Raw genomic sequence first — 25,156 nt, 5'->3', positions numbered from 1 at the left:
GATCAGCTCCGGTAGTCACCGTTGATGGCGACATACTCCTTTGTAAGGTCGCACGTCCAGACCGTGGCGGTCCCGTTTCCGAGACCAATGTCCACCTTCACAGGGATATCCTGCTTTCTCATCACGTTGGTTGCAGCTTCCTCGGAATAGCCGGCGTCGCGCTCGCCGTTGACGGCAACACGCACATCACCGAACCAGATCGCCAGCCGGTCGCGGTCGGCCATTTCGCCCGACTTGCCGACGGCCATGACGATGCGGCCCCAGTTGGCATCCTCGCCGGCGGCTGCGGTCTTGACGAGTGGCGAATTGGCGATCGAGAGAGCGATCTTCTTGGCCGCGGCATGGCTTTCGGCGCCTGTCACGGTAATCTCGAGCATCTTGGTCGCGCCTTCGCCGTCGCGAACGACCTGCAACGCAAGATCCTTGAGAAGATCGTTAAGGGCAGCGCGGAAGGAGGCAAGGCGCGCGTCACCGGCGTTCTCAACACGAGCCTGACCGTCTTCGGCGGCCGCACCCGTTGCAAACAGCATCAGCGTGTCCGATGTCGAGGTATCGCTATCGACCGTCATCGAATTGAACGTCGGATCGACACCGGCAGACAGGAGCGACTGCAGCGCGGCGGGGGCAATATCAGCGTCGGTGACGACGAAAGAGAGCATGGTCGCCATATCAGGCGCAATCATGCCGGCGCCCTTTGCGATCCCGTTGATCGTCACCTTCACGCCGCCGATCTCCGCGCTGCGGGTGGCGACCTTCGGATAGGTGTCGGTCGTCATGATCGCCTTGGCTGCCTCGAACCAGAAGTCGCCGGTCGCATCCTTGTACATCTGGTCAAGAACGCCGGAGAATTTCGTCGCGTCCAGCGGTTCGCCGATGACGCCAGTGGAAGCGAGGTAAACTTCGTCCTCGCCGCAGCCGACAGCGGCAGCAGCGGACTTTGCCGTCAGCGCCGTCGCCTCGCGGCCCTTAAGTCCGGTAAATGCATTGGCATTGCCGGAATTGACGACGACGGCGCGTGCAGCGCCATGCGGCAGGTTTGCGCGGCAGAAGTCGACAGGTGCCGACGGGCACTTCGAGCGGGTAAAAACGCCGGCGACCGCGGCCGGCTTGTCGAACACCATCATCAGCACGTCGGTGCGGTTCTTGTACTTGATGCCGGCTGATGCAGTGGCCATGCGCACGCCACGCAAGGCCGGCACGGTGGCATAGGATTTCGGAGCGAGCGGAGAAACGGAACCGGACATGGCGATCGACCTGGTGGCTGGAAGGATTTTCCGGGCGAAGTATAAGCCGGCTCGCCCTGCGGAAATACGACAACTGTTATGGTGAAGGGCCCGGAAGAACCGGGCCCTGCATTCTAGATTACTGTTGCGGCTGCGCGGCGGGCTCATCACCCGGCTGCGGCTGCTTGTTGGCATCCTCGTAGCCCTTGCGCAGCGGCTCGTCGGTGATCTCGACCTTGGACTTTTCCTTGGCGGCAGCGAGAAGCGCGAGATACTTGTCACGCATGACGAGCTGGCGAACCTGGTCCTTGACCTGATCGAAGGCCGGCGGAGGGGCGTCGCGCTTATCCTCGACGAGGATCACGTGATAGCCAAAATCGGTTTTCACAGGGGTCTTGGTATAGGTACCCTTCTCAAGTGCGAAGGCAGCCACTTCGAATTCCTTGACCATGCGGCCCTTGGTGAAATAGCCGAGATCGCCGCCGTCAGCCTTGTTCGGATCGGTGGACTTTTCCTTCGCCAGGTCCGCGAAGTTCTTGCCGGCGTCGAGCTGCTTAATGACGTCCTTGGCCTCATCCTCGGTCTTCACCAGGATATGGCGGGCGTGCACTTCTTCCTGCTTCGGGAGTGCTGCAACTTCCTTGTCGTAGCGCGCTTTGACTTCCTCATCGGTGACCGTATCGACGACGTGCTTCTTGAAATAAGCGTTGTGCAGTTCGCGATCGGCGAGATACTGCATGCGCTTCTTGAATTCGGCTGTCTGGTCGAGCTTTTCGGCAATCGCGTCCTGCGCCAGCAGCTTGACGTCGATGGCAGCGGACAGGGCGGCGACCTTTTTCTGGTCGTCCGGAAGCTGTGCGAGTTGCGGGTCGAGATTGGCGACGGCCAGATCGAGATCCGACTGATGAATCTCGACATCGCCGACCTTGGCAACGACGGCATCTGGCTTGTCTTCCGCATGGACCGGCGCATGAAACGCAACGAACGTTGCGAACGCCATCACAGCGATTTTGTTGTAGTTCAACATCAAATAACCCTTCACAGTTAAACCCACCGGCTTCAACGTCGTGAATCCAGCCTGAAACAGCCATCAACACCGGAATGTGGCCTTTCTATATCAGCCAAATCCGTTGACATCATTCGACCCCCCTCTTATCTGTCACGCAACCTCGCGTCCAGAAAAGTTTCCTGGCGTTTCGAGACGTGTGCCTGAAATTCGGCCGGGCTACGGATAAGAAAAGCCGGGGAAGAATATTGAGAAAGGACCAGTCATATGGTCAGCTTTGGCGGTATAGCCCGCAAAATATTTGGCTCTGCCAATGATCGCCGCGTGCGGTCCTTCCAGCCGAACGTCGCAGCCATCAATGCCATCGAAGAAAAGACGAAGGCCTTGAGCGACGAGCAGCTGGCTGCGCAGACGGTCGAGTTCCGCAAGATGCTTGCAGACGGCAAGACGCTGGACGACATCCTCGTTCCGGCCTTTGCGGTCGTGCGCGAGGCGTCGCGCCGCGTTCTCGGCATGCGACCCTTTGACGTACAGCTGATTGGCGGCATGATCCTCAATGACGGCGCCATCGCCGAGATGAAGACCGGCGAAGGTAAGACCCTCGTCGCTACGCTCCCGGTCTACCTGAACGCGCTCGCCGGCAAGGGCGTGCACGTCGTCACCGTAAACGACTACCTCGCCCGGCGCGACGCCGCCACCATGGGCAAGATCTACGGCTTCCTCGGCTTGACCACGGGCGTCATCGTCCACGGCCTCTCGGACGAAGAGCGCGCAGCAGCCTATAACTGCGACATCACCTACGCGACCAACAACGAACTCGGCTTTGATTATCTGCGCGATAACATGAAGTACGAGAAGAGCCAGATGGTCCAGCGCGGCCATAACTTCGCGATCGTCGACGAAGTGGACTCGATCCTCGTCGACGAAGCGCGCACGCCGCTGATCATCTCGGGACCGCTCGACGACCGCTCCGATCTCTACAACACGATCGACGCCTTCATCCCGCTTTTGTCGGAAGGCGATTACGAGATCGACGAGAAGCAACGCTCCGCCAACTTCTCCGAGGAAGGCACGGAAAAGCTGGAGAACCTGCTACGCCAGGCTGGCCTGCTGAAGGGCGCTTCGCTCTACGATATCGAGAACGTGGCGATCGTCCATCACGTCAACAACGCGCTCAAGGCTCACAAGCTGTTCCAGCGCGACAAGGACTACATCGTCCGCAACGACGAGATCGTCATCATCGACGAATTCACCGGCCGCATGATGCCGGGCCGCCGTTATTCGGAAGGCCAGCACCAGGCGCTGGAAGCCAAGGAAAAGGTGCAGATCCAGCCGGAAAACCAGACGCTGGCCCAGATCACCTTCCAGAACTATTTCCGCATGTACGACAAGCTGGCCGGTATGACCGGTACAGCGCAGACCGAAGCGGAGGAGTTCGGCAACATCTACGGCCTCGACGTCATCGAGGTGCCGACCAACCTGCCGATCCAGCGTAGCGACGAGGACGACGAGGTCTACCGGACCTTCGAGGAGAAGTACAAGGCGATCATCGCCGAGATCGCCGACGCGCAGAAGCGCGGCCAGCCGGTTCTTGTCGGCACGACCTCGATCGAAAAGTCCGAATACTTGGCCGACCTGATGCGCAAGCAGGGCTTCAAGGACTTTCAGGTCCTGAACGCCCGCTACCATGAGCAGGAAGCCTATATCGTCGCGCAGGCCGGCGTGCCGGGTGCGGTCACGATCGCCACCAACATGGCAGGCCGCGGTACCGACATCCAGCTCGGCGGCAACCTTGAAATGCGTGTCGAGCGCGAGCTTGGCGACGTTGAGCCCGGTCCCGAACGCGACGCCAAAGCCGAAGCGATCCGCGAAGAGATCAAGCAGCTCAAGGAAAAGGCGCTTGCCGCCGGTGGCCTTTACGTGATCGCCACCGAGCGCCACGAAAGCCGCCGCATCGACAACCAGCTGCGCGGCCGTTCCGGCCGTCAGGGTGACCCCGGCCGCTCGAAGTTCTACCTGTCGCTTCAGGATGACCTGATGCGCATCTTCGGCTCTGACCGCATGGACAGCATGCTGCAGAAGCTCGGTCTCAAGGAAGGCGAAGCCATCGTCCATCCCTGGATCAACAAGGCTCTGGAGCGCGCGCAGAAGAAGGTCGAAGCCCGCAACTTCGATATCCGTAAAAATCTCCTGAAGTACGACGACGTTCTGAACGATCAGCGCAAGGTGATCTTCGAGCAGCGCCTTGAGCTGATGGAATCGCCGAACATCTCCGAGACCGTTTCCGATATGCGCCGTGAGGTCATCGAAGACCTTGTCGAGAAGCATATTCCAGAACGCGCCTATGCCGAGCAGTGGGATGTCGCCGGCCTGAAGGAACGGACCGCCGCTCTGCTCAATCTCGATATGCCGATCGAGGACTGGGTGAAGGAAGAAGGTATTGGCGAGGACAACATTCGCGAGCGCCTGACGGAAGCGTCGAATGCGGCCTTCACCGAGAAGGCCGAGCGCTTCGGTCCCGATATCATGCACTATGTCGAGCGCTCGATCGTGATGCAGACGCTCGACCACCTGTGGCGCGAGCATATCGTCAACCTCGACCACCTGCGCTCCGTCATCGGCTTCCGCGGCTACGCGCAGCGCGATCCGCTGCAGGAATACAAGTCGGAAGCGTTCGAGCTCTTCACCTCGCTGCTCAACAACCTGCGCGAAGCCGTAACCGCACAGATGATGCGCGTCGAGCTCGTGCAGCAGGCGCCGGCCGAGCCGGAACCACCATTCATGCAGGCGCACCACCTCGATCCGAATACCGGCGAAGATGATTTCGCGCCCGCCTACCTGGCCTCGGAAGTGGTTGTCGCCCCGGAAAACCGCAATCCGGCCGACCCGTCAACCTGGGGCCATGTTGGCCGCAACGAAGCCTGCCCCTGCGGCTCCGGCAAGAAGTTCAAACACTGCCACGGCGCCTTCGCACAGGCTTGAGCCTGGCCGGCACGCTGAGTACAAGGCCCTTGCGATGGGAACGTCGCGAGGGCTTTCTCACTTCCGGATGCCCGCTCCGGCCCATGCACAACTCTTGATTTTATAATCCGCGCGAATTTCAGCCACATAACCGTCGCTTTGTTCATCGAGCTTGGCGCCATATTCAACCAGATTGCCGAGAACGTGATGAACATTGGTGCCCTGACGGCTCCCTATTTCAGTCAATGGGAAACGGCGTCGATGACGCTGCCCGTACTTGAAAGCGGGGCGTCTGCACTGATGAAAGACCCGCTCTGGCGCCAGTCAGGCGCCGAGACCACCGAGGAATATGCCCGCTGGGCCGTTAATATCTGCGGCATGGCATGCCTGAAGATGGCACTTGCCGCACGCGGTGAGACACACCGGACAATCGATCTGGCGCGGGCCTGCACTGCCTTTGGCGGATACGTCGTCAACGAGGCGGACCAATCGATCAAGGGGCTGATCTACGCGCCGTTCGTCACCTTCGTCGGACAGAGCTTCGGCCTCAAGGCCGAAACGATCACCAATCTGCCGACCACTGATATTCCCGATCTGCTCCGGAGGCACATTCTTCATCGCCTCGGTCAAGAGCCAGATCCGGTGGCCGGATCGCGAGCCGCCCTCGCGCGGCGGCCATCTCGTACTGGTGGCGGCGGCAACGCCCGAGACCATCCGCTTCCACAATCCATCCGGCCATGACGTTCAAAGCCAGGCAGACATCGTGCTGTCGCTCTCGACCTTCGACCGCTTCTTCGCTAATCGCGGCGTGGCCATCACGCTCTGACAACATCAACAGGGAACAATCATCATGCCGACCACGCGTTCTGTCGAAAGTGACCGGCCCCGATCCTCGCGCTTGCGGGTAGCTGTCCTGTTCGGCGGGCGCTCGCCCGAGCATGATGTCTCGATCCTGTCGGCAACCAATGTCGTCAATGCCCTCGATCCCGACCGCTACGACGTTCTTCCTGTCTTCGTGACGAAGGAAGGTCAGTGGTTGCTGACGGCACGGCAGACGGAACTGGCGACCGCGGCGGTTGCTAGCGACGCCCCGGAACTCGCACTGCTGCCTGGCGGTCGCGGTCGCTTGCTCGCCATTCCTCAGAATGCAGCCCCCTACGAAGTGCCACCGATCGATATCCTGTTTCCGGTCCTGCACGGCATGCACGGAGAAGATGGGTCGGTCCAGGGGCTGGCCGCCGTCGCCCGCATGCCGCTCGCCGGCTGTGGCATCCTCGGCTCGGCAACCGCCATCGACAAGAACATCGCCAAACGCCTGCTGAAGGAGGCCGGTCTACCGGTGGCGAAGGCCGTCTGCATCGAAGAAGACGCGCAGCCGTCCTTCGACGATGTCGTAAAGGAACTCGGTCTACCGCTGTTCATCAAGCCGGCGCGTCAGGGCTCCTCCGTCGGCGTCAGCAAGGTAACGAGCGCCGAAAGCTTCGCAGCCGCCCTGGCCGAAGGCTTCCGGCACGACAGCAAGCTGCTCGCCGAGGAATTCATCGCCGGCCGCGAGATCGAATTCAGCGTGCTGGAACATGCCGATGGCTCGCTCTTCGTGTCACTGCCGGGCGAGATAGCGCCAGCCGAAGCCCACGGCTTTTACAGCTACGAGGCCAAATATATCGACGAGAACGGCGCAGCGCTCAGGGTCCCAGCACAACTGCCGAAAGAGATCGAGGACGAGCTGCGCCGCACCGCAGCCAATGCTTTCAAGGCGCTCGGCTGCGATGGAATGGCGAGGGTCGATTTCTTTTTAACGCCCGACATGTCCTTCGTCGTCAACGAACTCAACACCATACCTGGCTTCACCAATATCAGCATGTATGCCAAGGCCATGGCGGCGAGCGGCGTCAGCTATGCCGAGGTTCTCGACCGGTTGATCGAACGTGCGCTTTCCCGGCCAGATCGCTGATATCAGCCGCTCCAGCGGTTCGGCCGAATGACGCTGTCACAACCGTTTCTTAACGCTGTTCTGGCAAGACTTCCGCTAGGATTTGCCTGAAGAGTTTTGCGTGTTTGTGATGGCGGTCATTGAGACGGCGGAAAAGATGCTGCCTGCGGGTCTGCGCCCGGCGGGGAGTCGTATGCTGCGCTCCCTCGCTGCCGTTCTCACCGCGCGGGGCGAGAAGGCCGCCGCCCAGCGCATGGCGCTGATCGCCTTCTCCATCCGCATTGCCAGCGCCGCCCTCGCCTTTCTGTCGCAGATCGTCCTGGCGCGCCTGATGGGCGAATACGAGTACGGAATCTTCGTATTCATCTGGGTGCTGATCGTCCTCTTCGGCGATCTTTCCTGCCTCGGCTTCCACACCGCGATCGTCCGCTTCCTGCCGCAATACAAGGCAGCAGGCGCTCTTGAGAAGATCCGCGGGCTGACGGGCACCGCCCGCATCTTCGGATTGCTTTCGGGCACGGCCGCGCTTGCCATCGGCATGATCGCTCTGCAAGTCTTCCGCGACAGGATCGAGAACTACTACGTCGTGCCGATCTTCCTCGGACTGATCGCCATGCCGATGATCGCCCTCGGCGATATTCTGGAAGGCACATCGCGTGCCAACCACTGGCCGGTCATGGCGTTGAGCCCCGCTTACATCGTCCGGCCGATCCTCATCATCCTCTTCATGCTGACCGCGATCGGCCTCGGCGCCCCGCATACGGCGGTGACGGCGATGCAAGCAGCGCTCGCGGCTACCTATGTCACCGCCGTCGGGCAATACGTGGCAACCCTCCTGCGCCTGCGTCGGCACTACCAGGAAGGTCCGCGCGCGGTCGATTTTCTCGGCTGGCTTGGCGTAGCCTTCCCGATCTTCCTCATCGAGGGTGTCAGCTTCCTCCTGACCAATTCGGACGTCGTCGTGGTCGGCATCTTTCTCGAACCACACGACGTCGCCATCTACTTTGCCGCCGCCAAGACCATGGCGCTGGTCCACTTTATCAATTTCTCGGTAAAGGCGGCATCCGGTCCACGCTTCTCAAGCCTCATCGCCGAGGGGACACGCCAGCAGCTCGCGGCCGCCGCCATCGACGCCGCCAGGTGGACGTTCTGGCCTGCGCTGGCCATCGGCCTTGCCGTCATCGCCACCGGTCACTTTCTGCTCTCCCTGTTTGGCGGCGCTTTCACGGCCGGCTATGTCGTGATGGCGATCCTGCTGGCCGGTATTCTCGCCAAGGCGCTGGTCGGACCGGCAGAAACGCTGCTGATGATGGCCGGCAAGCAGAACATCTGCGTTCTGCTCTATGCCGGAGCCCTGATCGCGAATATCAGCCTCAACGTGCTCCTCATTCCCGGACTGGGTATCAAGGGCGCCGCCATCGCCACGGCCTCGGCCATGGGCGTGGAAGCCATCCTCCTGCATTTTGCCGTCCGGCGCGCGCTTGGCATCGCGCTCTTCGCATTTGCCACGCCTCCGGCCAAAACAGACATGGAAGCCCGATAGAATGGTGCGCAATCCCCCAGCCAGCGAAACGACCGATCTCACAACGAACCGCATGGTTCACGAGCTCGCAGCTCTCGATTTCGACACGCCGCAGGCGGATGCCCGCGTGGAAGTCGGCCGCACGGGCCGCGAGCTCTGCCTCTACTCCGGCAAGCTGGGCTACGAGTTGCAGGAAGAGCTTGATTTCCTGTCCAACCGCGCGATGGAGCCGAATGTCTTCTTCACTGGGCGCTTTCTCGCGCCGGCCATGCCGAGGCTGGACGACAGACAGGTGAACTTCGCCCTGCTGCGGGACCAGAGCGACACGCGAAGCCGGATGCGCTTCCTGATGCCGTTCTCCGTGGAAAAGCCCGGCTTCGCCGTCGGCCCCTCGATCGTGCGTGTCTGGTCGAACAGCTTTGCGCCGCTCGGCACGCCACTCATCGATGCCGAGGATGCAGGCGAGACGCTGGACAATCTCTATGACGGTCTGACCCATCGCGACCTGCGCCTGCCGCCAATTCTCGTGCTGCCGGATGTCAGGCTGAACGGCATCTTTGCGCGCATGGCAAGGGCAGTCGCCATTAGCCGCAACCTGCCGATCACCATAACGAATCCCTATCAACGTGCCATACTGCAGAGCGACGAGGACGCAGCCACCTATCTGCGCGATGCGATTTCTTCATCGCATCTGAAGGAGATGCGCCGGCAATGGCGTCTGCTCGAGGAGCAGGGCACAGTGGTCTACAGCGTCGCCCGCCAGCCCCGTGACATCCATATGCGCTTCGAGGAATTCCTCGCGCTTGAAGCAGGCGGCTGGAAGGGCAAGAAGCGCACCGCCCTGGTCACCGACCGCTACCACACCGCCTTTGCCCGCGAGGCCGTTTCCAATCTCGCCGCGGTCGATGCGGTACGTATCCACACGATCGACCTCAACGGCAAGGCGATCGCCTCGATGGTGGTCTTGATGATGGGCAGCGAGGCTTATACGTGGAAGACGGCCTACGACGAAGCCTACGCGCGCTATTCGCCAGGCAAGCTGCTGATGGGCGAGTTGACGGAATGGCACCTCGACGACGCCAACATCGTGCGCTCCGACTCCTGCGCTATTCCCGATCATCCGATGATCAACCGCTTCTGGCAGGAGCGGGAGGAGATGGGCACCATGGTGATCGGGCTTCACCAGAACGGTGACCGCGACGTTCGCCAGGTGGCCGCGCAACTTCATATGTACAGCAGCACCCGCAATGTTGCGAAGATGCTGCGCCAAAAGATCATGTCGCTTGCCAGGCGCGGCAAGTCTCCTCAGTAGTCACGCCAAACGGTCTCAGCTAGCGCTGGCGCGCTCGCGAAGTATGCGGCGGATCACCTTGCCTGTCGTCGTCAATGGCAGTTCCGAGACGAATTCCACTTCGCGCGGATACTCATGCATCGAGAGCCGCATCTTCACCCACTCCCTGATATCGCAGGCCAATCGGCCACTTGGCTCGAAGCCGGGCGCCAGTACGACATAGGCCTTGACGATCTCGGTGCGCACGGGATCGGGCTTACCAACGGCGGCAGCGAGTTGCACAGCCGGATGGCCGATAAGACAATCCTCGATTTCCGCCGGTCCGATGCGATAACCTGAGGACGTGATGACATCGTCGTCCCGCCCGAAGAAGGTGACATAGCCGTCCGCATCTTGGCGCCCGATATCGCCCGTCAGCAGCCAGTCGCCGACAAACTTCCGTTCGGTCGCCGCGCCATCGTTCCAATAGCCGAGGAACATCACCGGATCCGGCCGACGGATCGCGATCTGCCCGGCTTCGCCAGCCGGCAGCACTTCGCCTGTCTCGCTGATAATCGCTACGCAATGCCCCGGCACCGACCGACCGATCGCACCGGGACGGCTGACACCGATTGCGGCATTCGACGAGAGCACGAAATTGCACTCCGTCTGGCCGTAGAACTCGTTGACGGTGATCCCGAGCGTGCGTTTGGCCCATTCCAGCGTTTCGGCGCCGAGCGACTCGCCCGCCGAGCCAATCGTACGCAGCACGAGGTCATACTTCGAGCGCGGATCGGGCACCGACTTCAGTAGCCGGAGTGCCGTCGGCGGGATGAAGCCGTTGCGCACCCTCATCTCGGCCATGATGCGATAAGCCATGTCCGCATCGAACTTCTGCGCCGGCGACGAGACGACGGGAACGCCGAGCAGCAGGCTGGGCAGGAGCGCATTCAGCAAGCCGCCAGCCCAGGCCCAGTCGGACGGCGTCCAGACCTTGTCGCCCGGCTGCGGGAAGCCCTCATGGGCAAACTGCATCCCCGGTAGATGCCCGGCAAGCACCTGGTGGCCGTGAAGGGCTCCCTTCGGCGGACCCGTCGTTCCCGACGTGAAGATCATCAATGCCGGATCATGTGGCGCCGTCTTCGCGACCTCGAAGACTAGCGGATGGCCTTCCACCAGCGCCGCGAAGGATCGTGCGCCGGGCTTATCGCCGTCAACACTGATGACCTCGGCCAAGTCAGGCAGTCGTTCCCGGATCAGGCTGATGCGCTCAAGTCCGAATGCATTGGTGATGACGGCGGAAACACCCGCCGTCCGCAGCCGGTACTCCAAGGCTTCGACGCCGAAGAGCAAAGCCAGCGGCAATGCGATCGCGCCCATCTTGTAGATCGCGACATGCGCGACGACCGTCTCGAAAGACTGCGGCAGCAGCAGCGCGACCCGATCGCCCTTCTTCAACCCCAGTGACACAAGCGCATTGGCGAGCGATGATGATCGATCTGCCAACTCCCGGTAGGTCATGGAAAGGTGACTGCCACCAGGGCTGAAATGCTCGAGGCAGACGCGATCCGGCGCCCGCGCGGCCCAGTCGTCGCTGACCGCACGGCCGATATTGAAATCCTGCGGTATGTCCCACGCAAAATCGCGGTAAAGGTCTTCGTAGCGATCGCGCTGCGGCAGTCTCATCGGCAGAAATCCAGTCAGATGCTGCAGCAGCTAACACCCAGAACCCGGCCGACGCAAGCGCGAGATCGGCCGGACATCCTTGGATCGGTCACAAAACTTTTGTGTGAGTGGCCGACACTTTCGCGCTTGCCGCGCTAGATCAAAGGACGCGCTGGGTAGCGATCTGATGTTTGGAGCAATCTCATGGACTACATCAAATTTGGCGGCACTGGGCTGGAAGTGTCGAGAATCTGCCTGGGCTGCATGACCTTCGGCGAGCCTGGCCGCGGCAACCACAGCTGGACGCTCGGTGAAGAAGACAGCCGGGCACTGATCAAGCAGGCGCTCGACCTCGGCATCAACTTTCTCGACACCGCCAACACCTATTCGGATGGCTCCTCGGAGGAGATCGTCGGCAGGGCGATAAGGGACTTCTCCAGGCGGGACGACATCGTGCTCGCGACCAAGGTTTTCAATCGCATGCGACCCGGCCCGAACGGCGCCGGCCTCTCACGGAAAGCCATCTTTGACGAGATCGACAATAGCTTGCGTCGCCTCGGCACCGACTATGTCGACCTCTATCAGATCCATCGTTTCGATCACACGACGCCGATCGAGGAAACGCTGGAAGCCCTGCATGATGTCGTGAAGGCAGGCAAGGCACGCTATATCGGCGCCTCCTCCATGTATGCCTGGCAATTTGCCAAGATGCTTTACACGTCGCGCGCCAACGGCTGGGCGTCCTTCGTCAGCATGCAGGACCACCTGAACCTGCTCTACCGCGAGGAGGAACGCGAAATGCTGCCCTTCTGCCAGGATCAGAAGATCGCGGTGATCCCGTGGAGCCCGCTCGCCCGCGGCCGGCTGACGCGCGACTGGGATGAGAAGACGGTCCGCAGCGAGACCGACGAATTCGGCAAGACACTCTACAAGCAGGCGGAAGAGGCCGATCGCGCCATCATCGGCATCGTCGGCAAGCTGGCCGAGAAACATGGCGTCTCCCGCGCCCGGATCGCTACCGCCTGGATCCTGCAGAAAGGTGCTGTTACGGCGCCGATCATCGGCGCGTCGAAAGCCAATCATCTGGCCGACGCGGTTGCCGCCTTGTCCGTCAAGCTGACGACCGAGGACATTGCGGCGCTGGAAGAACCGTACGTTCCTCACAGGGTCGAAGGCTTCAAATAACGAGATCGTTTGGAGAATGCCCGGTCGCTTATATTGAGCCGGCGACCGGCCGTTCCGCTCAAGGATATTGCCATGACGACCATTCCCTTCGAGGCGCGCCGCTTTCAGTCCACGGCCGCCTACTATACGCGCTATCGCGTTCCTTATCCGGATGAACTCATCGATCGGGTCGCGGCCCGTGCCGGACTCGCAGCCGGCGAGCGCGTGCTTGACCTCGGCTGCGGCCCCGCTCAACTCGGCATCGCCTTCGCGCGACTTGCCAAAGCCGCCGTGACCGGCCTCGATCCCGAACCGGAAATGCTGGATGCGGCGCGCACCGATGCAACCGCCGCCGGTGTCGATGTCACCTTCGTCAAGGGCTCTTCCTACGATCTTGATTCGCGCTTCGCGCCTCTCAAGATGACGGTCATGGGACGCTCCTTTCATTGGATGGACCGCCCGGCGACGCTAAAGGCTCTCGACGCGATCACCCTTGCCGACGGCTGTGTCGTCTTGTTCGGCGGCCGTCACATCTCCTCAACGCCGGACTGGCGGCAGTCCGTAAATAAACTGGCGAAAACCTTCGCGCCGGAGCGCAATGCCGATCGCGAACGGCGAAAGGGACCGGATTGGATCGAGCATGAGAGCATCCTGCTCCGTTCCACCTTTAACGATCTGGAACGAATCTCCGTTGTCAGGGAACGCAGGCTCAGCCTCGACGATGTCGTCGGCCGGGCCTTCTCGACCTCGGTGACGCCGCCACAGGCGCTCGGCGAAAGGACTGCAGCCTTCGAGACCGAACTTCGCGCCACCCTTCTCAAACTTTCGCCCGAGGGCACGTTCGCGGAGGTGGTGGAAATCGGCGGTCTGATCGCGCGCCGAGGCTAACCGTCGGTCCTGCTTGCTAGGGAAAGTGCGTCGCGCGTCGTATAAAGAAAACTATCGGAGAGTTCGCGGCTCTCGACGGCGCGCGCCAGAATTACCGCCCCCATCATCGCGGAAAGCGTTGTAAACCCCCTCTCGCGTCGCTCCTCCGAGGTCTCGCCGGGAACGATCTCGGACAGAACGTCGACGAGCATTGAAAGCCCATCGTTAAAGGTTTCGCGCACCGCCCCGCGGCTGCGGCTAACCTCCTGGGCAAGCGAGGCGAAGACGCAGCTGCCGCCCGGATCGTCGACGCTGCAACGCGACAAATAGTGATTGAGCAGCGCATCGAGCGGCCGCCCCGGCGCCGAAGCGATGATCTCATTCCAGCGGATCTTCACCTTCTCGATCAGCGCGCGGCTGACTTCCAGCGCCAGCTCTTCCTTGGATTCGAAATGACCGTAGAATCCGCCATGCGTCATTCCGGCGGCCTTCATGATGTCGGCAACGCCGATGCCGTCGAAGCCCTTTTCGCGAAACAGCACGCCTGCGACCTGCAGGATCTTCTCGCGATTTTCGGCAAATTTCTCTCGGCTGACCCGCATTCGCTTCTCCGCAATTGGCAGCTTGACAATTTATATGACGTCCATCATCAATACGCAACAATTATGATGACCATCATCTAAAAGCTTCCGATAGTCTCCGACAACCTCAAGACGGGACGGCCACATGGTATCGACTGCACTTGCCTCATCGCTGGCGCGACGCAACATCCACTATGGATGGGTGGTTGTCGCGGCAACCTTCCTCACCATGCTGGTGACCGCCGGCGCGATGGGCGCCCCCGGCGTCCTCATCAAGCCGCTTCAGGACGAGTTCGGCTGGGAGACCTCGCAGATATCCTCCGCACTCGCCGTCCGCCTGATCCTGTTCGGGCTCATGGGACCGTTCTCCGCCGCCTTCATGAACTACTTCGGCGTCCGTAAGGTCATCGTCTTCGCCATGGCCCTGATCGGCGGTGGCTTCGTCGGCTCGCTCTTCATGACTGAGCTCTGGCAGCTGCTTCTGCTCTGGGGCGTCGTCGTTGGCTTCGGCACGGGACTGACCGCAATGGTGCTCGCAGCAACCGTATCTGCCCGCTGGTTCACCAAGCATCGCGGCCTCGTGGTCGGCATGCTGTCGGCAAGCTCGGCGACCGGGCAGCTGGTCTTCCTGCCGCTGATGGCCGAGCTGACGGAGCGCTACGGCTGGCGCGCAACGGTCTTTCTGGTCTGCGGCATGATCATGTTCGCCGCCCTCATCGTGCTGGCCTTCATGCGCGACCGCCCCTCCGACCTCAACCTGCCCGCCTTCGGTGAAGAACACGTCACCCAGCCGCCGCCGACGCAGTCCGGCCTGCTGGCGATGCTGGCAACTCCGATCACGGTTCTCAAGGAAATCTCCGGCACGTCGACCTTCTGGATTCTGTTTGCCACCTTCTTCATCTGCGGCCTCAGCACCAACGGCCTGATCCAGACGCATTTCGTCACGCTATGCGGTGACTTCGGCATCATGCCGGTCGCTGCCGCGAGCGTCCTCGCCGTCATGGGCATCTTCGATTTCTTCGGCACCATCGGCTCCGGCTGGCTCTCCGACCGCTTCGACAATCGCTGGCTGCTCTTCTGGTACTACGGTCTGCGGGGCCTCTCGCTGCTCTTCCTGCCCTTCAGCGATTTCAGCTTCTACGGCCTGTCGATTTTTGCTGTCTTTTACGGCCTCGACTGGATCGCCACCGTCCCACCCACGGTCAAGATCGCCGCCGACCGCTTCGGCCGCGAAAAGGCTGGTCTCGTCTTTGGCTGGGTCTTCGCCGGACATCAGCTGGGAGCGGCAACCGCCGCCTACGGCGCCGGCTGGTCGCGCACCGAACTGCAGAGCTATCTGCCCGCCTTCTTCATCGCCGGCGCCTTCTGCCTGCTCGCCTCGATCCTTGCGATCACGTTGAAGAAGTCCGGTCTCCACCAGCCCGCCGCCGCTGGCGCGCATTGATGCTGTTTCCGGCCGCAGGTGGCAGGCCGGGAACTCCAATAAATCAAGCCGAGAACTTCGCCCGCCGTCTTGCGCGCGCGGGCGAACGCATGCTAGACAGCCGCCTCGTCGGTATCCGTTGCCCCATTGGCGGAATTGGTAGACGCGCTCGACTCAAAATCGAGTTTCGAAAGAAGTGCTGGTTCGACCCCGGCATGGGGCACCAAAAATCTCTAAGCAAGTCAAATACTTGCTGCGATTTCAATGGCTTGAGCTTCCATCTGCTACAGCAAACTGCTACAGCGAGGCATGGAAGACGTGACCATTTACCCGTGGCTGACCCTACGAAGCCGTACTTACTATCTCCGTGCCCCTGTACCGACTGACATCCAGAAGGCCTTGGGGAAGTCGGAAATCTGGAAGTCCCTGCGGACACAGGATAGGCGAATCGCCATTGACCGGCTTCGTCATGAGAGCGCTGCTGTAACTGCCCTCTTCGAAGACCACAGACGGAAACAGGCGCGACTGCTGGAACCTCCTCTTCAGGAACTGACTGAGGCACAGCTCAAGGCCGTTCATGACGCCTACTTCGTTCACCTGCTGGAGGAAGATGAGGAGACCCGTGAGGAAGGCTTTGAAGGCAGGAACTTCGACGAGGATGCTGAATGGCTGGAGATGCTGGACGCGGACAACCGATATGAGTTCGCCCGTGGGAAGCTCTCGCCTTTCATGCTGGACGAAGCAGCAGAGGTTTTATGATGGGAGAATGTCGACCTTCACTTAGCCGAGACCTCCCTCAGTTGGCCGAGGGTGGTCAGGGAAATCTACAAGGCTCGAATCAAAGCGGACGAGGTGCGCAGTGCGCCGCCAGCGCAATACCGGTGCTGTGGTGGAGACCCCCAAGACACCAGCAGGGCCTGTTACCCTGTCGAAGGAGAAACCGACGCTGGAGGAGGCCAAGAACTTCTACATCACCGAGAGGGTGTCAGGTAGCGAGTTCGCCCAGAAGAAGCGCAAGACCCGCCTCGCCGCGATGATGCGGCAGGTCAGCGAGGCATTAGGTGGTGACGTTCCAGCGCTGTCTGATTGGACCATTGACCATGCATATAAGGTCCGTGACTTCCTGTTGTCGAAGAAAGGCATAAAGCCGTCCACCGTGCGGCGTGACCTCAACGACCTGAGGGGCGTGTTCTCGCTCTACAAGGACAAGAAGCTCAGGAGCATGGACAATCCGTTTGCTGGACTTGAGCTGCCTAAAAGCCTCATCTCCGACAAGGAGGTTAGAGACGCACTGCCCGATGATGTGGTGACAGCGACGCGCAAGCTCATCATCGAGAACGCCAATCCAGACCTCAAGGCCATCTGGCGCTTGCTCGAAGGGACCGGATGCCGACTGGCAGAAATCACCGGCCTGCGGGTTCAAGACATCAGCACCGAAGGCGGGACGCCTCATATCAAGATCGTCGCCCATGAAGCGCGGCAACTCAAGAACGCCTCTTCCAAACGTGACGTTCCTCTGGTCGGTGACGCACTCGCAATTGCCAAGGAAATCGTAGGGGCAGCCAAGGACAACACCTACGCTTTCCCGCGTTACTCAGGCCCTACAGGCCCTAACACGGCCTCACAGTCGCTGATGAAATGGCTTCGCAAGGTCACCGACAACCCGCTGCATGCCGTCCACTCGCTGCGTCATAACATGGCTGATCGGTGTGACCTCGCTGGCGTTCATCCAACTGACAAAGAGGCAATCCTTGGCCACCTGAATGTCAGTGCCAGTGAGAAACACTATGGCTCTGAAGCTGCGAAGCGGGTCAGGTTGAAGCGGGCTATGGAGCGAGCTTGCGGTTTGAACGCGCCTTCAGTCGATAGCGCTCAGGATGGCCGCGTGATCGCATAGAGTTGTAGTGTTGGTTGAAACACTCCTTTAGCGTTTACTCACCTACACTCCCGGTGACAATCATTAGGGCACCGAGACCGTGGACAATTCGACCATCAGCTTGATCGCAAGGATCAATGCCACCTTGGCAACGGCTCGGCTGAGTGACTGGCAGCGCACATTCCTTCTCGATATGCAATCAAGGCTGACGCGGTACGGTGACAACACGCGCCTGACTGAGAAGCAGCGCCGCAAGCTCGAAGAGATCGTCGGCAGCGCTGAGCCCATGAAGGTGGTCCCGTTTCGCCCACGCCAAGAGCCTGTGACACAGCAGACACGTTGGCAACGAACACGGTGCAGGTCGTTCATCGCGAAAGCGGGTCACTGGTCTACGAGACGCCTCATACGAGACTTGACCATCATTGCCATCTTGGTCGTCCTTGGCGCTCGCCATTCAGGTTTCGAGCGGCTGAATTGGTCATTGTGGTTTGGCCCAGCCGAGAAGACCTACGCCAAGACGATTGATCAGCAGACCTTCTCGGTTACTGACGGTGACACCATACGGGCAAATGGCGAGGCCAACGGCACCCGCCTTGTGGGCTTCAACACCCCCGAAGTCTTCTCGCCTCAATGTGAGCGTGAACAGGAACTCGGTAATCGGGCCTCAGCTCGCTTGAAGGAGATCGTCAGCAAGTCAAGCCTGCAACTGACGAAGGTGGCTTGCTCGTGTCGCCCTGGCACCGAGGGAACGGAGCAGTGCAACTTCGGGCGAAGCTGCGGAATACTTCGTGCCGATGGCCGGGACGTGGGACAAATCTTAATCTCTGAGGGTCTCGCCGTGCCGTTCGTCTGCGGTACGTCAGGTTGCCCGCCGACGCCACGACCTTGGTGTGGATAGACGCCCTAAGCAGCATCTCAAGGTCCGCACAGCGAACCTTCTGCCTTTGCAACGTCGTTAGCGCAGCCGGTGGACGCAACATACAATCTATGAGATTGTTCTAATGTATTGGTGCCGTGGGGAGTGGTCTCGATGTGGAGGAATCGTGTTGCTGTCATTCCATTTCTGATGCTGGCTGTGGGTCTGCCCAGCGCGGCGCAAACGTCTGGGTGTTCTGTCCCTGAGGCTCTCCTCGATCCGGGCACCATCAGCAATAATCAGGCGCTAAAGGACGGCATTATCTGTCTTTTAAAGCAAGTCTCCCAGGTTGGCGGCCAGCCTGAGAGCGGCACTGTGGAGCCAGAAGACGAAGCAGCAGCAAACAAGGTCATCATTCTTGCCAATAAGATAATAGGGAACGGGTCTCCAGCAGCCTCCACGCAGACGCTGCTGGGTGCGGTGATCGTTGCTCCCCGAACACCGGCTACGTCCGATCCTTCGAAGGTTGTTGACGTCAATCGCGAGCTTTCCGAAAAGATCATCTGTCAGGCCAACGCCCTCCTCGGTCCGAGGTCGAAGGCCACCGTTGTCATGGGCGTGAAATGCGCAAATGACCCTTGGTCCAAGGATGGCGTGATCGAGCTTGCGAACAAGATCATCGGAAACGGGTAGTGAGACTACGAGTAAATATTGCGCCTTTACCCTACCAATTTCTCCATCGATCCACGGGTCTCTCCGCTAAGCCATTGACATACATTCACTCTCAGTACCCGTGACCTCCACATGGCCTTGCTGCTGCCGTCGGTATTCGTCGTCCAATCGACATCCGCACTGGCTACATGGTGATGCTATGCGCTGCTCGTCCGCTGCCGAGCGCGACGAAATATTGGGATGAGTGAACACTCGAGTCTTTCATGTGTCGTCTGACCTCCGGAAAGTTTCCGCCAGACCAATTACCCCTCCCTTAAGCAAACCCACGGCGCGGCCCTGAAACACGGGCTCAGCCAATTACTACCCACCTAAGCAAAACAGGCGGCGTCCATTCGAGGATCGCTACGAGGCAAGCCTCTGCAACTTGAAAGACCAGTGCCCTGCGCCGGTCCTCCTCGCAGCGTCTCCGTGTGCGCGCTGCCTGTCCTCCATCACCACAACCTACGACAACGAAAACGCGCCCTATGAGGTGCGAGAGGATCAGCAATGACAATTTCCATGACCCATACCCCGCCTTTATCATCGACCGCGTAATCAGAGGTATAGTCGAGAGCGGCCACCCCAAGGCGAAGCGCCTCGCGGAAGATTACAACGATGGCCGCGAAGCGCTGCTCACCCAAAACCCAAACATGACCATAGGCGAGGCCACAGTAGAGGTTCTGGTTGACCTCTTGGAGCAGGCATATGGCATTCATTATGTAGCGTCGCTGGCTGATAGGATCAGCATGGAAGCGGCTGACGGGCTTGCGGGAGACGACGCTCGAGCCATCCTCCAAGCGGCGAATGGTATCAGGCAGGGCGATGTGCCCATTGTCGCCTGACACTAAAGCCCCGGCCCGCATCAGCGTCTGACTGTCTCCAACTTCTTCACCATCAACCCCGAGAACCACGAGCGCCCCGAGGCGCAAAGGATTAGCTATGACCAACACCAAGACCGCCACCAAGAATGAAACGACGGAGTGGAACCTCGCCCATTTCGAGGGCGATCGCATCAAGTGGGATACGTATATCGAGACCAACCTGACCGAGGACGGGTTTTGGTATCTGGCCCACGATGTTTGCCTACTGCTGGACATTCCCCACATCTCTATCCTTCTCGAGAACAAGACGCTCGTACGAGATATGCGGATGATCGAAGACCAGGAAACTAAGGAGTTACGTTACTTCATCGAGCACGACGCACTGGCTCGTCTGCTCCTACGGCATGCAATGAGCCTCGTCGCCTAAACACAACCGTCAACCATTCAACTTGGATCGGGTGGCCGGAAGGTTTCCCGCTTCGTCACTCCCTGGGCAGCGGAAATACCCAGCTACATCGTCACTACAACGCCAATTCCCGTTAAGCGGTGTCGGTCATTTTGGGGCTCCGCGTGTCTGGACGATACAAGACACCAGACAACATCATCAACGCAAAGATTCGTGGGTTCTCACAGCGCGGGAAAAGCTTATCAGACCACGTCTCGTACCCCGGGTGTGAAGACCAGAAATCACAATCGAGAATTACGACCCACTTAAGGGAAGAGGAGAAAGAAGGCAGTTGTATTCTACAGGATGGAGCAACCCTGAATTACCCCGCCCTTAAGAAGAGAGGAGAGGACCAATATCGAGAATGAACTGGAATAGAGGATGACTGATGAAATCTGATGAAATCAGGACGATCTCTATCTGTTCTTCATGGGTATGATATTCATAAATAACCCTGATGCACTTATAGTCTCCTTCACCTCTCCCTTGAGGTACCCTTTCCGGGAACGCCTCCGAGAAAACCATCCCATCCCGCATCGTCCCTTTCAATGGACACTCGACAACCGAGAGTGCGGTGGTCGGTCGTCATGACTGACCCGTTCTCGTGGGTGTGGTGACCCCCGGTCCTCTTTGTCGCTGTCCTGCTGACGAGAGGGCCGGTCTTATTCGCCACCCCGCCAACATCACCACCACCACAGCCATCAGAGAAATCCATGCACAATGAAACCTCCCCCGGTCGGGAGGACGGCGAAGCTATGTCTCCAGTCGCCCCGACCACGAAAATCGTTATCAAGCCCATCTGCCTCGACAAGCGTGGGCGGAATTACTCGGTCTCCCTCGAAGGAAGACCCCTCATCGCTAAGACCCGCAACCCTACCGCCGATGCCTGCCGCAGTCTGGTCGCCCTCGGTCTCTCAGGCGGTCTGGAGGTCTGGGACGATGAGCGGCCATTTCCCCGGCTGATCATCCCCGACATCAGCAAGGCGGCGAAACTGACGGTCGCTGAGAATGCGGCGCATGGTCCCCGCATCGTGCCTTATCAGCCGTTCCCTTCTTCCGCCTCCGCGACGGAAGCAGCCACATGATTTACGTGGAGGAGATATTGGACAGGAAGACCGGTGAATTGGTCTCGGTCGACAAAGGTGATTGGATCACCATCACCGAACTCGCAACCCTCCTCGGTCTCGGTCGAAGACAGGCGACGACAGTTCTCCGTCATCTGGACTTCCTGCAAATCGAGGGAGTTGGCCGTGAAAGTCGCCACCGGTCACCCCCGGCCTCGGCATGACCACCTCCCGATAGTCGCGCTACTGGGAATTGAACGACAATCTGGCTACAATAGGGAACCTTGGAGGCAGAAGTTTCCGCTACACCGCTTGAGTAACCAGCGCAGAATTCTGTGCTTCGGGGGCGGAATGTTCGTTTGGAGGGGGCGATGTCTTTCACACCTTCAACAGTGTCCATGGTGTCCTTCGCAGTCATATCGGTCGGCATTTGTGCACAGGGCGATGCCCATCAATCCGGCAGTAGTTGGACATACCCGCTATCGTGCTGCAGCGGTAAAGACTGCCGGGCCGTACCTCGATCCCAGGTGGGGAAGGGACCCAACGGATTCTCTGTTACCCTTCATCCGGGGGACCATCACTTGGTGACGAGAAACCAGTCGTTCCTGATTCCCTATGGAGCTGAATCACTCTCTGGAGACGGTAATTTTCATATCTGCCTTCAACCAACGGACGAACCCACTGAGGCGGATGGGATAGGACGGAGTGGACGTTATCATATGAACTGCTTTTTTGCGCCTCCTGACGGCGTTTGATCGCCAAGCGGGCTTTGGTGGCAGTTGCTATCTAATTCCGGACAACGCCTCTAAACGGCCTCGCCGCGTAACCGCAAACAGCGCTCCCGCCATCTCCCTTGCGGGCAACCTTCCAATGCGTTCCATGCGGGACTGTAGTTATCCAGAGGCTGCCTGTGAGGGGGCGTGGTCATCATCGACCACCCCGAAATATTCAGTATAAAATTTCGAGACCCCAATCATATATAGGGAACCCGCCAGTTCCCCCCGCCGCCCCTCCGTCAGACATCTTCACAGGCCTGAGCCGTCTCATTCGAAACATGGCATCATCCTGCCACTGCTTTCCGGCGAAGTCGCTTGATGCTGCAGTGAGGGGCGGAAGTCGCAGTCTCAGCCGAAAGTGAATGTGAAACGACGACCGCCTATCGATCCTGTGCCCGTGCCACGTACGCCTGTCGAGACGAAGGTGAACGAACCGCTCTGCCCGTTACCACATGTGAACGTTCCCTCACCATTGCGACGGGTGACGTAGACAAAGTTACCGGTGCATTTGAGGCCCTTGCTGCTTGCCAGCTCCAAGGTGCCGCCACCGTCCACGTAGCCTGTCGCCTTGCCGGTGAAGGTCTCGTCTCCGCTCTCCGTTTGTCCCTTCAAGGGAAGGGTCATTGCGCAGCCCGACAAGAGGGTGATGAAGATAGCGGAGGAAATTAAGCGTTTCATGGAATGCCCCGATAAGATGATTTGCGGGCGCTATGTATTCACATGGGCGCTGTGACGGCTACATCGATAACCGTTTATCCCGGTGGAAATCGGAGGTGTCATTTAAGTGCACCTCTTGCGAACCACTAAAGTACTGGTTCGATAAATCCCCATTGACAATCTAAATCGAACCATCTATAAGCGAACCACCCAAAACGAACTAAGGTGGTTTCAATGCATGTTCGCGCTTACCTTCGTGCCAGCACTAAAGACCAAGATGCCAACCGCGCCAGAGATGACCTATTCCGGTTCGCTGAGGAGCGTGGGCTGAAGATCGCTGCCAGCTACGTGGAGAACGAAAGCGGGGCCTCCCTGAAGCGTCCTGAGCTGTTCCGCCTTCTGAATGACTGCCACCCCGGCGATGTCCTTCTCGTTGAGCAGGTAGACCGTCTCAGCCGTCTGAACGCTGAGGACTGGGAAAGGCTCAAGACCGAGATACAGACCCGCAGAGTGAAGGTGGTCGCACTCGACCTACCGACCTCGTGGATGATGGCCACTGCTGGCAAGGATGACATCCAGAGCCGCATGCTTGATGCCATCAACGGGATGATGCTCGACATGCTGGCAGCCATTGCCCGCAAAGACTACGAGGACCGCAGACGGCGGCAGGCCCAAGGCATCGCTAAGGCGAAAGCCGATGGGGCCTATAAGGGTCGCCCTGAGGACCAGGAGCGGAACGCAGGCATCGTCAAGATGCTTGAGAGCGGCATGAGCTGGAACACTATTGTTGCTGCCACGGGCTGCTCACGGTCTACGCTGGCTCGGTTGGCGAAACGTGTTTCGGGTCAGGCCGCGTCCTAATTCTTGGGCTTCGTTTCTTCTACCCTGATTATGTGTTTTCGCCCTCAGGCACCCTCGCTCAAGGGGCCTTCATCAAGGATGAAGTACCGAATAAAGGAGGACGTGGGTTCAACATTACTCCAGGTATGTTGCAGTTGCCGTGGAGCATAGCCGGGGTAAAAAGGGTCGTCGCCCATCAGCTTCACCAGCCTCCGAGCGTTCTCGCCGGGGACATCTGCTACAGCACGCTTTCCAACTATTGTGCGCATCAGCTGTTCGTCCAATTCGGTAAATCGGGCTTCCCCTTTCCAAGCGTCCTTGGCTGTGCGGATGTGCCTTCTTTTAATGGAGCCGTCGCTCATCTGCGTCTCTATGATATTCTCCAGCTTCGTCGCCTCCAATTGGAGGAGCATGAAGTTTAGACTTTCCGGCCATTCAATTCGTGATGACATATCGTTAACTCCGCTGTTCTGAGGCAGGCTGCCTCTTCCACACCTTCAGCATCACGTCGATCTTGGGCTGAACCTTCCGCCGTGCAGCTACTCTCTCCATCCCGTGAATGAGTAGTGTTTCAGTAAGCGCGATTTTCGATGCGCATTGACGTCTGCGGGACTGATGAACGCCCACGCGGGGTAGCGTGATCCCGCTCTACCCGGCCGGAGTAGTCTTGGAGAAGTTGAATGGCAGCAGGTCGCCGATGTCGGCCGCTTCGCCCCGCTGCGGCAACTCAGTGAGCACGTGGCGTAGCCAGGCGAGCGGGTCGACGCCACAGGCACGGCAAGTCAGCATCAGACTGTAGATCACGGCGCTGGCGCTGGCTCCGTCGACGGTATCGCTGAACAGCCACGATTTCCTGCCGGTGGCAAAAACTCTGATCTCGCGTTCCAGAATGTTGTTATCGATCGGCATCCTGCCGTCGTTGGTGTAACGCGTCAGGTAATCCCATTGGTTCAGGGTGTAGGACACGGCATCGCCGAGCTTGGTATCCGGCACGATCTTTGGCGCGATGTTGTCGAGCCACGTCTTTAGGGCGCTCAGGACAGGCAAGCTGTGCTGTTGGCGGAAGCGGCGAATGCAGTCGACCTTCGTCTCCCCAGCATCTGGGGTTTTGTCTCTTGCCTGCTTTTCGATCCGGTAGAGCTGCTCGAAGAACCGGAGTGCCTGTTCCGGCGGGCCGCCTGCATTCTTCCTGGTTTTGAGGGCCTCGACGAAGCGCCGCCGGGAATGAGCCATGCATCCGACATGGATGGCGCCATTCAATGTGCGCCAGGCCGTGTAGCCATCAGTGACGAGTATGCCACGGTAGTCACCGAGGAAGGTCTGCGGGTGGATCTGACCGCGGCCGGGCTGGTAGTCGAGAAGTACGATCGGCTCGTCACTGTCCTCGCCGCTGCGGTACGCCACATGTACGACGTGCTGGTGGCTTCCTTGTCCTTTTCCTTGAGGACTTGGACCGTCGTCTCATCGCCATGAATGAGAGGCTGCGATCGCAACC

At 59.7% G+C, this 25,156-nt stretch carries 22 protein-coding genes, 1 tRNA gene and 2 pseudogenes; 16 read left to right on the top strand and 9 right to left on the bottom strand.

Features of this window, described 5'->3' with window-relative positions; all coding sequences use genetic code 11:
* Nucleotides 1-2: 2 nt before the first annotated feature.
* Nucleotides 3-1,244 (bottom strand): bifunctional glutamate N-acetyltransferase/amino-acid acetyltransferase ArgJ, encoded by a 1,242-nt coding sequence (argJ, locus tag FHX09_RS26405; protein WP_132594028.1) that lies wholly within the window; start codon nt 1,242-1,244, stop codon nt 3-5.
* 118 nt (nt 1,245-1,362) lie between these two features.
* Nucleotides 1,363-2,250: a peptidylprolyl isomerase gene (locus FHX09_RS26400; protein ID WP_132594026.1), complete on the bottom strand. Its 888-nt coding sequence runs from the start codon at nt 2,248-2,250 to the stop codon at nt 1,363-1,365.
* 246 nt (nt 2,251-2,496) lie between these two features.
* Between FHX09_RS26400 and secA the strand changes: the two genes are divergently transcribed.
* The 5 genes and pseudogenes from secA (at nt 2,497) to FHX09_RS26375 (ending at nt 9,957) form a co-directional block, all read left to right on the top strand.
* Nucleotides 2,497-5,211: a preprotein translocase subunit SecA gene (secA, locus tag FHX09_RS26395; RefSeq protein ID WP_132594024.1), complete on the top strand. Its 2,715-nt coding sequence runs from the start codon at nt 2,497-2,499 to the stop codon at nt 5,209-5,211.
* 186 nt (nt 5,212-5,397) lie between these two features.
* Nucleotides 5,398-6,016 (top strand): annotated as a pseudogene (locus FHX09_RS26390) (C39 family peptidase).
* Between the two features lie 24 nt (nt 6,017-6,040).
* Nucleotides 6,041-7,144, top strand: coding sequence for a D-alanine--D-alanine ligase family protein (locus tag FHX09_RS26385; RefSeq protein WP_132594022.1), 1,104 nt, complete (start codon nt 6,041-6,043; stop codon nt 7,142-7,144).
* A gap of 109 nt (nt 7,145-7,253) precedes the next feature.
* Nucleotides 7,254-8,666, top strand: coding sequence for an oligosaccharide flippase family protein (locus FHX09_RS26380; RefSeq protein ID WP_184450874.1), 1,413 nt, complete (start codon nt 7,254-7,256; stop codon nt 8,664-8,666).
* A 1-nt stretch (nt 8,667) separates the two neighbouring features.
* Nucleotides 8,668-9,957 carry a GNAT family N-acetyltransferase gene (locus tag FHX09_RS26375; RefSeq protein ID WP_132594020.1) on the top strand — a complete coding sequence of 430 codons (1,290 nt, stop codon included), beginning with the start codon at nt 8,668-8,670 and terminating at the stop codon, nt 9,955-9,957.
* Between the two features lie 15 nt (nt 9,958-9,972).
* Here the strand turns inward: FHX09_RS26375 and FHX09_RS26370 are convergent, their stop codons facing one another.
* Nucleotides 9,973-11,601, bottom strand: a complete 1,629-nt coding sequence (locus FHX09_RS26370; protein ID WP_132594018.1) for an AMP-binding protein — start codon at nt 11,599-11,601, stop codon at nt 9,973-9,975.
* A 183-nt stretch (nt 11,602-11,784) separates the two neighbouring features.
* Here FHX09_RS26370 and FHX09_RS26365 point away from each other — a divergent pair, with 183 nt between their 5' ends.
* Together FHX09_RS26365 and FHX09_RS26360 are read left to right on the top strand one after the other, a co-directional pair.
* A complete protein-coding gene (locus FHX09_RS26365) occupies nt 11,785-12,765 on the top strand; it encodes an aldo/keto reductase (protein ID WP_007790704.1) in 981 nt (326 codons plus the stop codon).
* Nucleotides 12,766-12,837: 72 nt separating this feature from the next.
* Nucleotides 12,838-13,632 (top strand): class I SAM-dependent methyltransferase, encoded by a 795-nt coding sequence (locus FHX09_RS26360; RefSeq protein WP_184450864.1) that lies wholly within the window; start codon nt 12,838-12,840, stop codon nt 13,630-13,632.
* Here the strand turns inward: FHX09_RS26360 and FHX09_RS26355 are convergent.
* Nucleotides 13,629-14,213, bottom strand: coding sequence for a TetR/AcrR family transcriptional regulator (locus tag FHX09_RS26355; RefSeq protein WP_007790708.1), 585 nt, complete (start codon nt 14,211-14,213; stop codon nt 13,629-13,631). The two genes, FHX09_RS26360 and FHX09_RS26355, sit on opposite strands and share 4 nt — an antisense overlap.
* 124 nt (nt 14,214-14,337) lie before the next feature.
* Between FHX09_RS26355 and FHX09_RS26350 the strand changes: the two genes are divergently transcribed.
* From FHX09_RS26350 to FHX09_RS26330, 5 genes are all read left to right on the top strand, one after another.
* Complete coding sequence (locus FHX09_RS26350) at nt 14,338-15,636, top strand: MFS transporter (RefSeq protein ID WP_007790709.1); 1,299 nt, start codon at nt 14,338-14,340, stop codon at nt 15,634-15,636.
* 120 nt (nt 15,637-15,756) lie between these two features.
* Nucleotides 15,757-15,841 (top strand) — tRNA-Leu (locus FHX09_RS26345).
* A gap of 83 nt (nt 15,842-15,924) precedes the next feature.
* Nucleotides 15,925-16,374 (top strand): DUF6538 domain-containing protein, encoded by a 450-nt coding sequence (locus FHX09_RS26340; protein WP_184450862.1) that lies wholly within the window; start codon nt 15,925-15,927, stop codon nt 16,372-16,374.
* A 100-nt stretch (nt 16,375-16,474) separates the two neighbouring features.
* Entirely contained in the window at nt 16,475-17,512 is a 1,038-nt protein-coding gene (locus FHX09_RS26335) for a site-specific integrase (RefSeq protein ID WP_184450861.1), read from the top strand.
* A gap of 1,009 nt (nt 17,513-18,521) precedes the next feature.
* Nucleotides 18,522-19,040, top strand: coding sequence for a hypothetical protein (locus tag FHX09_RS26330; protein WP_184450859.1), 519 nt, complete (start codon nt 18,522-18,524; stop codon nt 19,038-19,040).
* Between the two features lie 470 nt (nt 19,041-19,510).
* Here the strand turns inward: FHX09_RS26330 and FHX09_RS26325 are convergent, their stop codons facing one another.
* On the bottom strand, nt 19,511-20,011 hold the full coding sequence (locus FHX09_RS26325; protein WP_184450857.1) for a hypothetical protein: 501 nt from the start codon (nt 20,009-20,011) through the stop codon (nt 19,511-19,513).
* On the opposite strand from FHX09_RS26325, the gene FHX09_RS26320 reads away from it, so the two are divergent.
* The 3 genes from FHX09_RS26320 (at nt 19,998) to FHX09_RS26310 (ending at nt 21,612) form a co-directional block, all read left to right on the top strand.
* Nucleotides 19,998-20,306, top strand: coding sequence for a hypothetical protein (locus FHX09_RS26320; protein WP_184450855.1), 309 nt, complete (start codon nt 19,998-20,000; stop codon nt 20,304-20,306). The genes FHX09_RS26325 and FHX09_RS26320 overlap by 14 nt on opposite strands.
* 731 nt (nt 20,307-21,037) lie before the next feature.
* Nucleotides 21,038-21,409: a hypothetical protein gene (locus FHX09_RS26315; RefSeq protein ID WP_184450853.1), complete on the top strand. Its 372-nt coding sequence runs from the start codon at nt 21,038-21,040 to the stop codon at nt 21,407-21,409.
* Complete coding sequence (locus tag FHX09_RS26310; protein ID WP_184450852.1) at nt 21,406-21,612, top strand: hypothetical protein; 207 nt, start codon at nt 21,406-21,408, stop codon at nt 21,610-21,612. Before FHX09_RS26315 ends, FHX09_RS26310 begins: the two co-directional genes overlap by 4 nt.
* Before the next feature lie 900 nt (nt 21,613-22,512).
* On the opposite strand, the gene FHX09_RS26305 is transcribed toward FHX09_RS26310, so the two are convergent.
* On the bottom strand, nt 22,513-22,842 hold the full coding sequence (locus FHX09_RS26305; RefSeq protein WP_184450850.1) for a hypothetical protein: 330 nt from the start codon (nt 22,840-22,842) through the stop codon (nt 22,513-22,515).
* 213 nt (nt 22,843-23,055) lie between these two features.
* Between FHX09_RS26305 and FHX09_RS26300 the strand changes: the two genes are divergently transcribed.
* Complete coding sequence (locus tag FHX09_RS26300; protein ID WP_184450848.1) at nt 23,056-23,682, top strand: recombinase family protein; 627 nt, start codon at nt 23,056-23,058, stop codon at nt 23,680-23,682.
* A 44-nt stretch (nt 23,683-23,726) separates the two neighbouring features.
* Here the strand turns inward: FHX09_RS26300 and FHX09_RS26295 are convergent, their stop codons facing one another.
* The 3 genes and pseudogenes from FHX09_RS26295 to FHX09_RS26290 form a co-directional block, all read right to left on the bottom strand.
* Complete coding sequence (locus FHX09_RS26295; protein ID WP_184450846.1) at nt 23,727-24,113, bottom strand: hypothetical protein; 387 nt, start codon at nt 24,111-24,113, stop codon at nt 23,727-23,729.
* Nucleotides 24,114-24,309: 196 nt separating this feature from the next.
* The gene (locus tag FHX09_RS30140) at nt 24,310-24,450 is read right to left on the bottom strand and encodes a transposase domain-containing protein (RefSeq protein ID WP_246699516.1); all 141 of its coding nucleotides are present in this window, start codon (nt 24,448-24,450) and stop codon (nt 24,310-24,312) included.
* Nucleotides 24,448-25,094: pseudogene (locus FHX09_RS26290) on the bottom strand (IS66 family transposase); the annotation flags it as partial. The gene FHX09_RS30140 and the pseudogene FHX09_RS26290, both read right to left, overlap by 3 nt.
* Between the last annotated feature and the right edge of the window lie 62 nt (nt 25,095-25,156).

This window comes from Rhizobium sp. BK538 (genome assembly GCF_014197575.1).
GTDB lineage: Bacteria > Pseudomonadota > Alphaproteobacteria > Rhizobiales > Rhizobiaceae > Rhizobium.
The sequence above is the reverse complement of the archived record's forward strand: the minus strand, read 5'-3'. Positions and strand labels throughout refer to the sequence as shown.

Bases quoted from the DNA above. Each gene is read 5' to 3' on its own strand.
- argJ (WP_132594028.1), bottom strand. From the start codon at position 1,244: ATGTCCGGTTCCGTTTCTCCGCTCGCTCCGAAATCCTATGCCACCGTG.
- FHX09_RS26400 (WP_132594026.1), bottom strand. From the start codon at position 2,250: ATGTTGAACTACAACAAAATCGCTGTGATGGCGTTCGCAACGTTCGTT.
- secA (WP_132594024.1), top strand. From the start codon at position 2,497: ATGGTCAGCTTTGGCGGTATAGCCCGCAAAATATTTGGCTCTGCCAAT.
- FHX09_RS26385 (WP_132594022.1), top strand. From the start codon at position 6,041: ATGCCGACCACGCGTTCTGTCGAAAGTGACCGGCCCCGATCCTCGCGC.
- FHX09_RS26380 (WP_184450874.1), top strand. From the start codon at position 7,254: ATGGCGGTCATTGAGACGGCGGAAAAGATGCTGCCTGCGGGTCTGCGC.
- FHX09_RS26375 (WP_132594020.1), top strand. From the start codon at position 8,668: ATGGTGCGCAATCCCCCAGCCAGCGAAACGACCGATCTCACAACGAAC.
- FHX09_RS26370 (WP_132594018.1), bottom strand. From the start codon at position 11,601: ATGAGACTGCCGCAGCGCGATCGCTACGAAGACCTTTACCGCGATTTT.
- FHX09_RS26365 (WP_007790704.1), top strand. From the start codon at position 11,785: ATGGACTACATCAAATTTGGCGGCACTGGGCTGGAAGTGTCGAGAATC.
- FHX09_RS26360 (WP_184450864.1), top strand. From the start codon at position 12,838: ATGACGACCATTCCCTTCGAGGCGCGCCGCTTTCAGTCCACGGCCGCC.
- FHX09_RS26355 (WP_007790708.1), bottom strand. From the start codon at position 14,213: ATGCGGGTCAGCCGAGAGAAATTTGCCGAAAATCGCGAGAAGATCCTG.
- FHX09_RS26350 (WP_007790709.1), top strand. From the start codon at position 14,338: ATGGTATCGACTGCACTTGCCTCATCGCTGGCGCGACGCAACATCCAC.
- FHX09_RS26340 (WP_184450862.1), top strand. From the start codon at position 15,925: ATGGAAGACGTGACCATTTACCCGTGGCTGACCCTACGAAGCCGTACT.
- FHX09_RS26330 (WP_184450859.1), top strand. From the start codon at position 18,522: ATGTGGAGGAATCGTGTTGCTGTCATTCCATTTCTGATGCTGGCTGTG.
- FHX09_RS26320 (WP_184450855.1), top strand. From the start codon at position 19,998: ATGACCAACACCAAGACCGCCACCAAGAATGAAACGACGGAGTGGAAC.
- FHX09_RS26315 (WP_184450853.1), top strand. From the start codon at position 21,038: ATGCACAATGAAACCTCCCCCGGTCGGGAGGACGGCGAAGCTATGTCT.
- FHX09_RS26310 (WP_184450852.1), top strand. From the start codon at position 21,406: ATGATTTACGTGGAGGAGATATTGGACAGGAAGACCGGTGAATTGGTC.
- FHX09_RS26305 (WP_184450850.1), bottom strand. From the start codon at position 22,842: ATGAAACGCTTAATTTCCTCCGCTATCTTCATCACCCTCTTGTCGGGC.
- FHX09_RS26300 (WP_184450848.1), top strand. From the start codon at position 23,056: ATGCATGTTCGCGCTTACCTTCGTGCCAGCACTAAAGACCAAGATGCC.
- FHX09_RS26295 (WP_184450846.1), bottom strand. From the start codon at position 24,113: ATGTCATCACGAATTGAATGGCCGGAAAGTCTAAACTTCATGCTCCTC.
- FHX09_RS30140 (WP_246699516.1), bottom strand. From the start codon at position 24,450: ATGCTGACTTGCCGTGCCTGTGGCGTCGACCCGCTCGCCTGGCTACGC.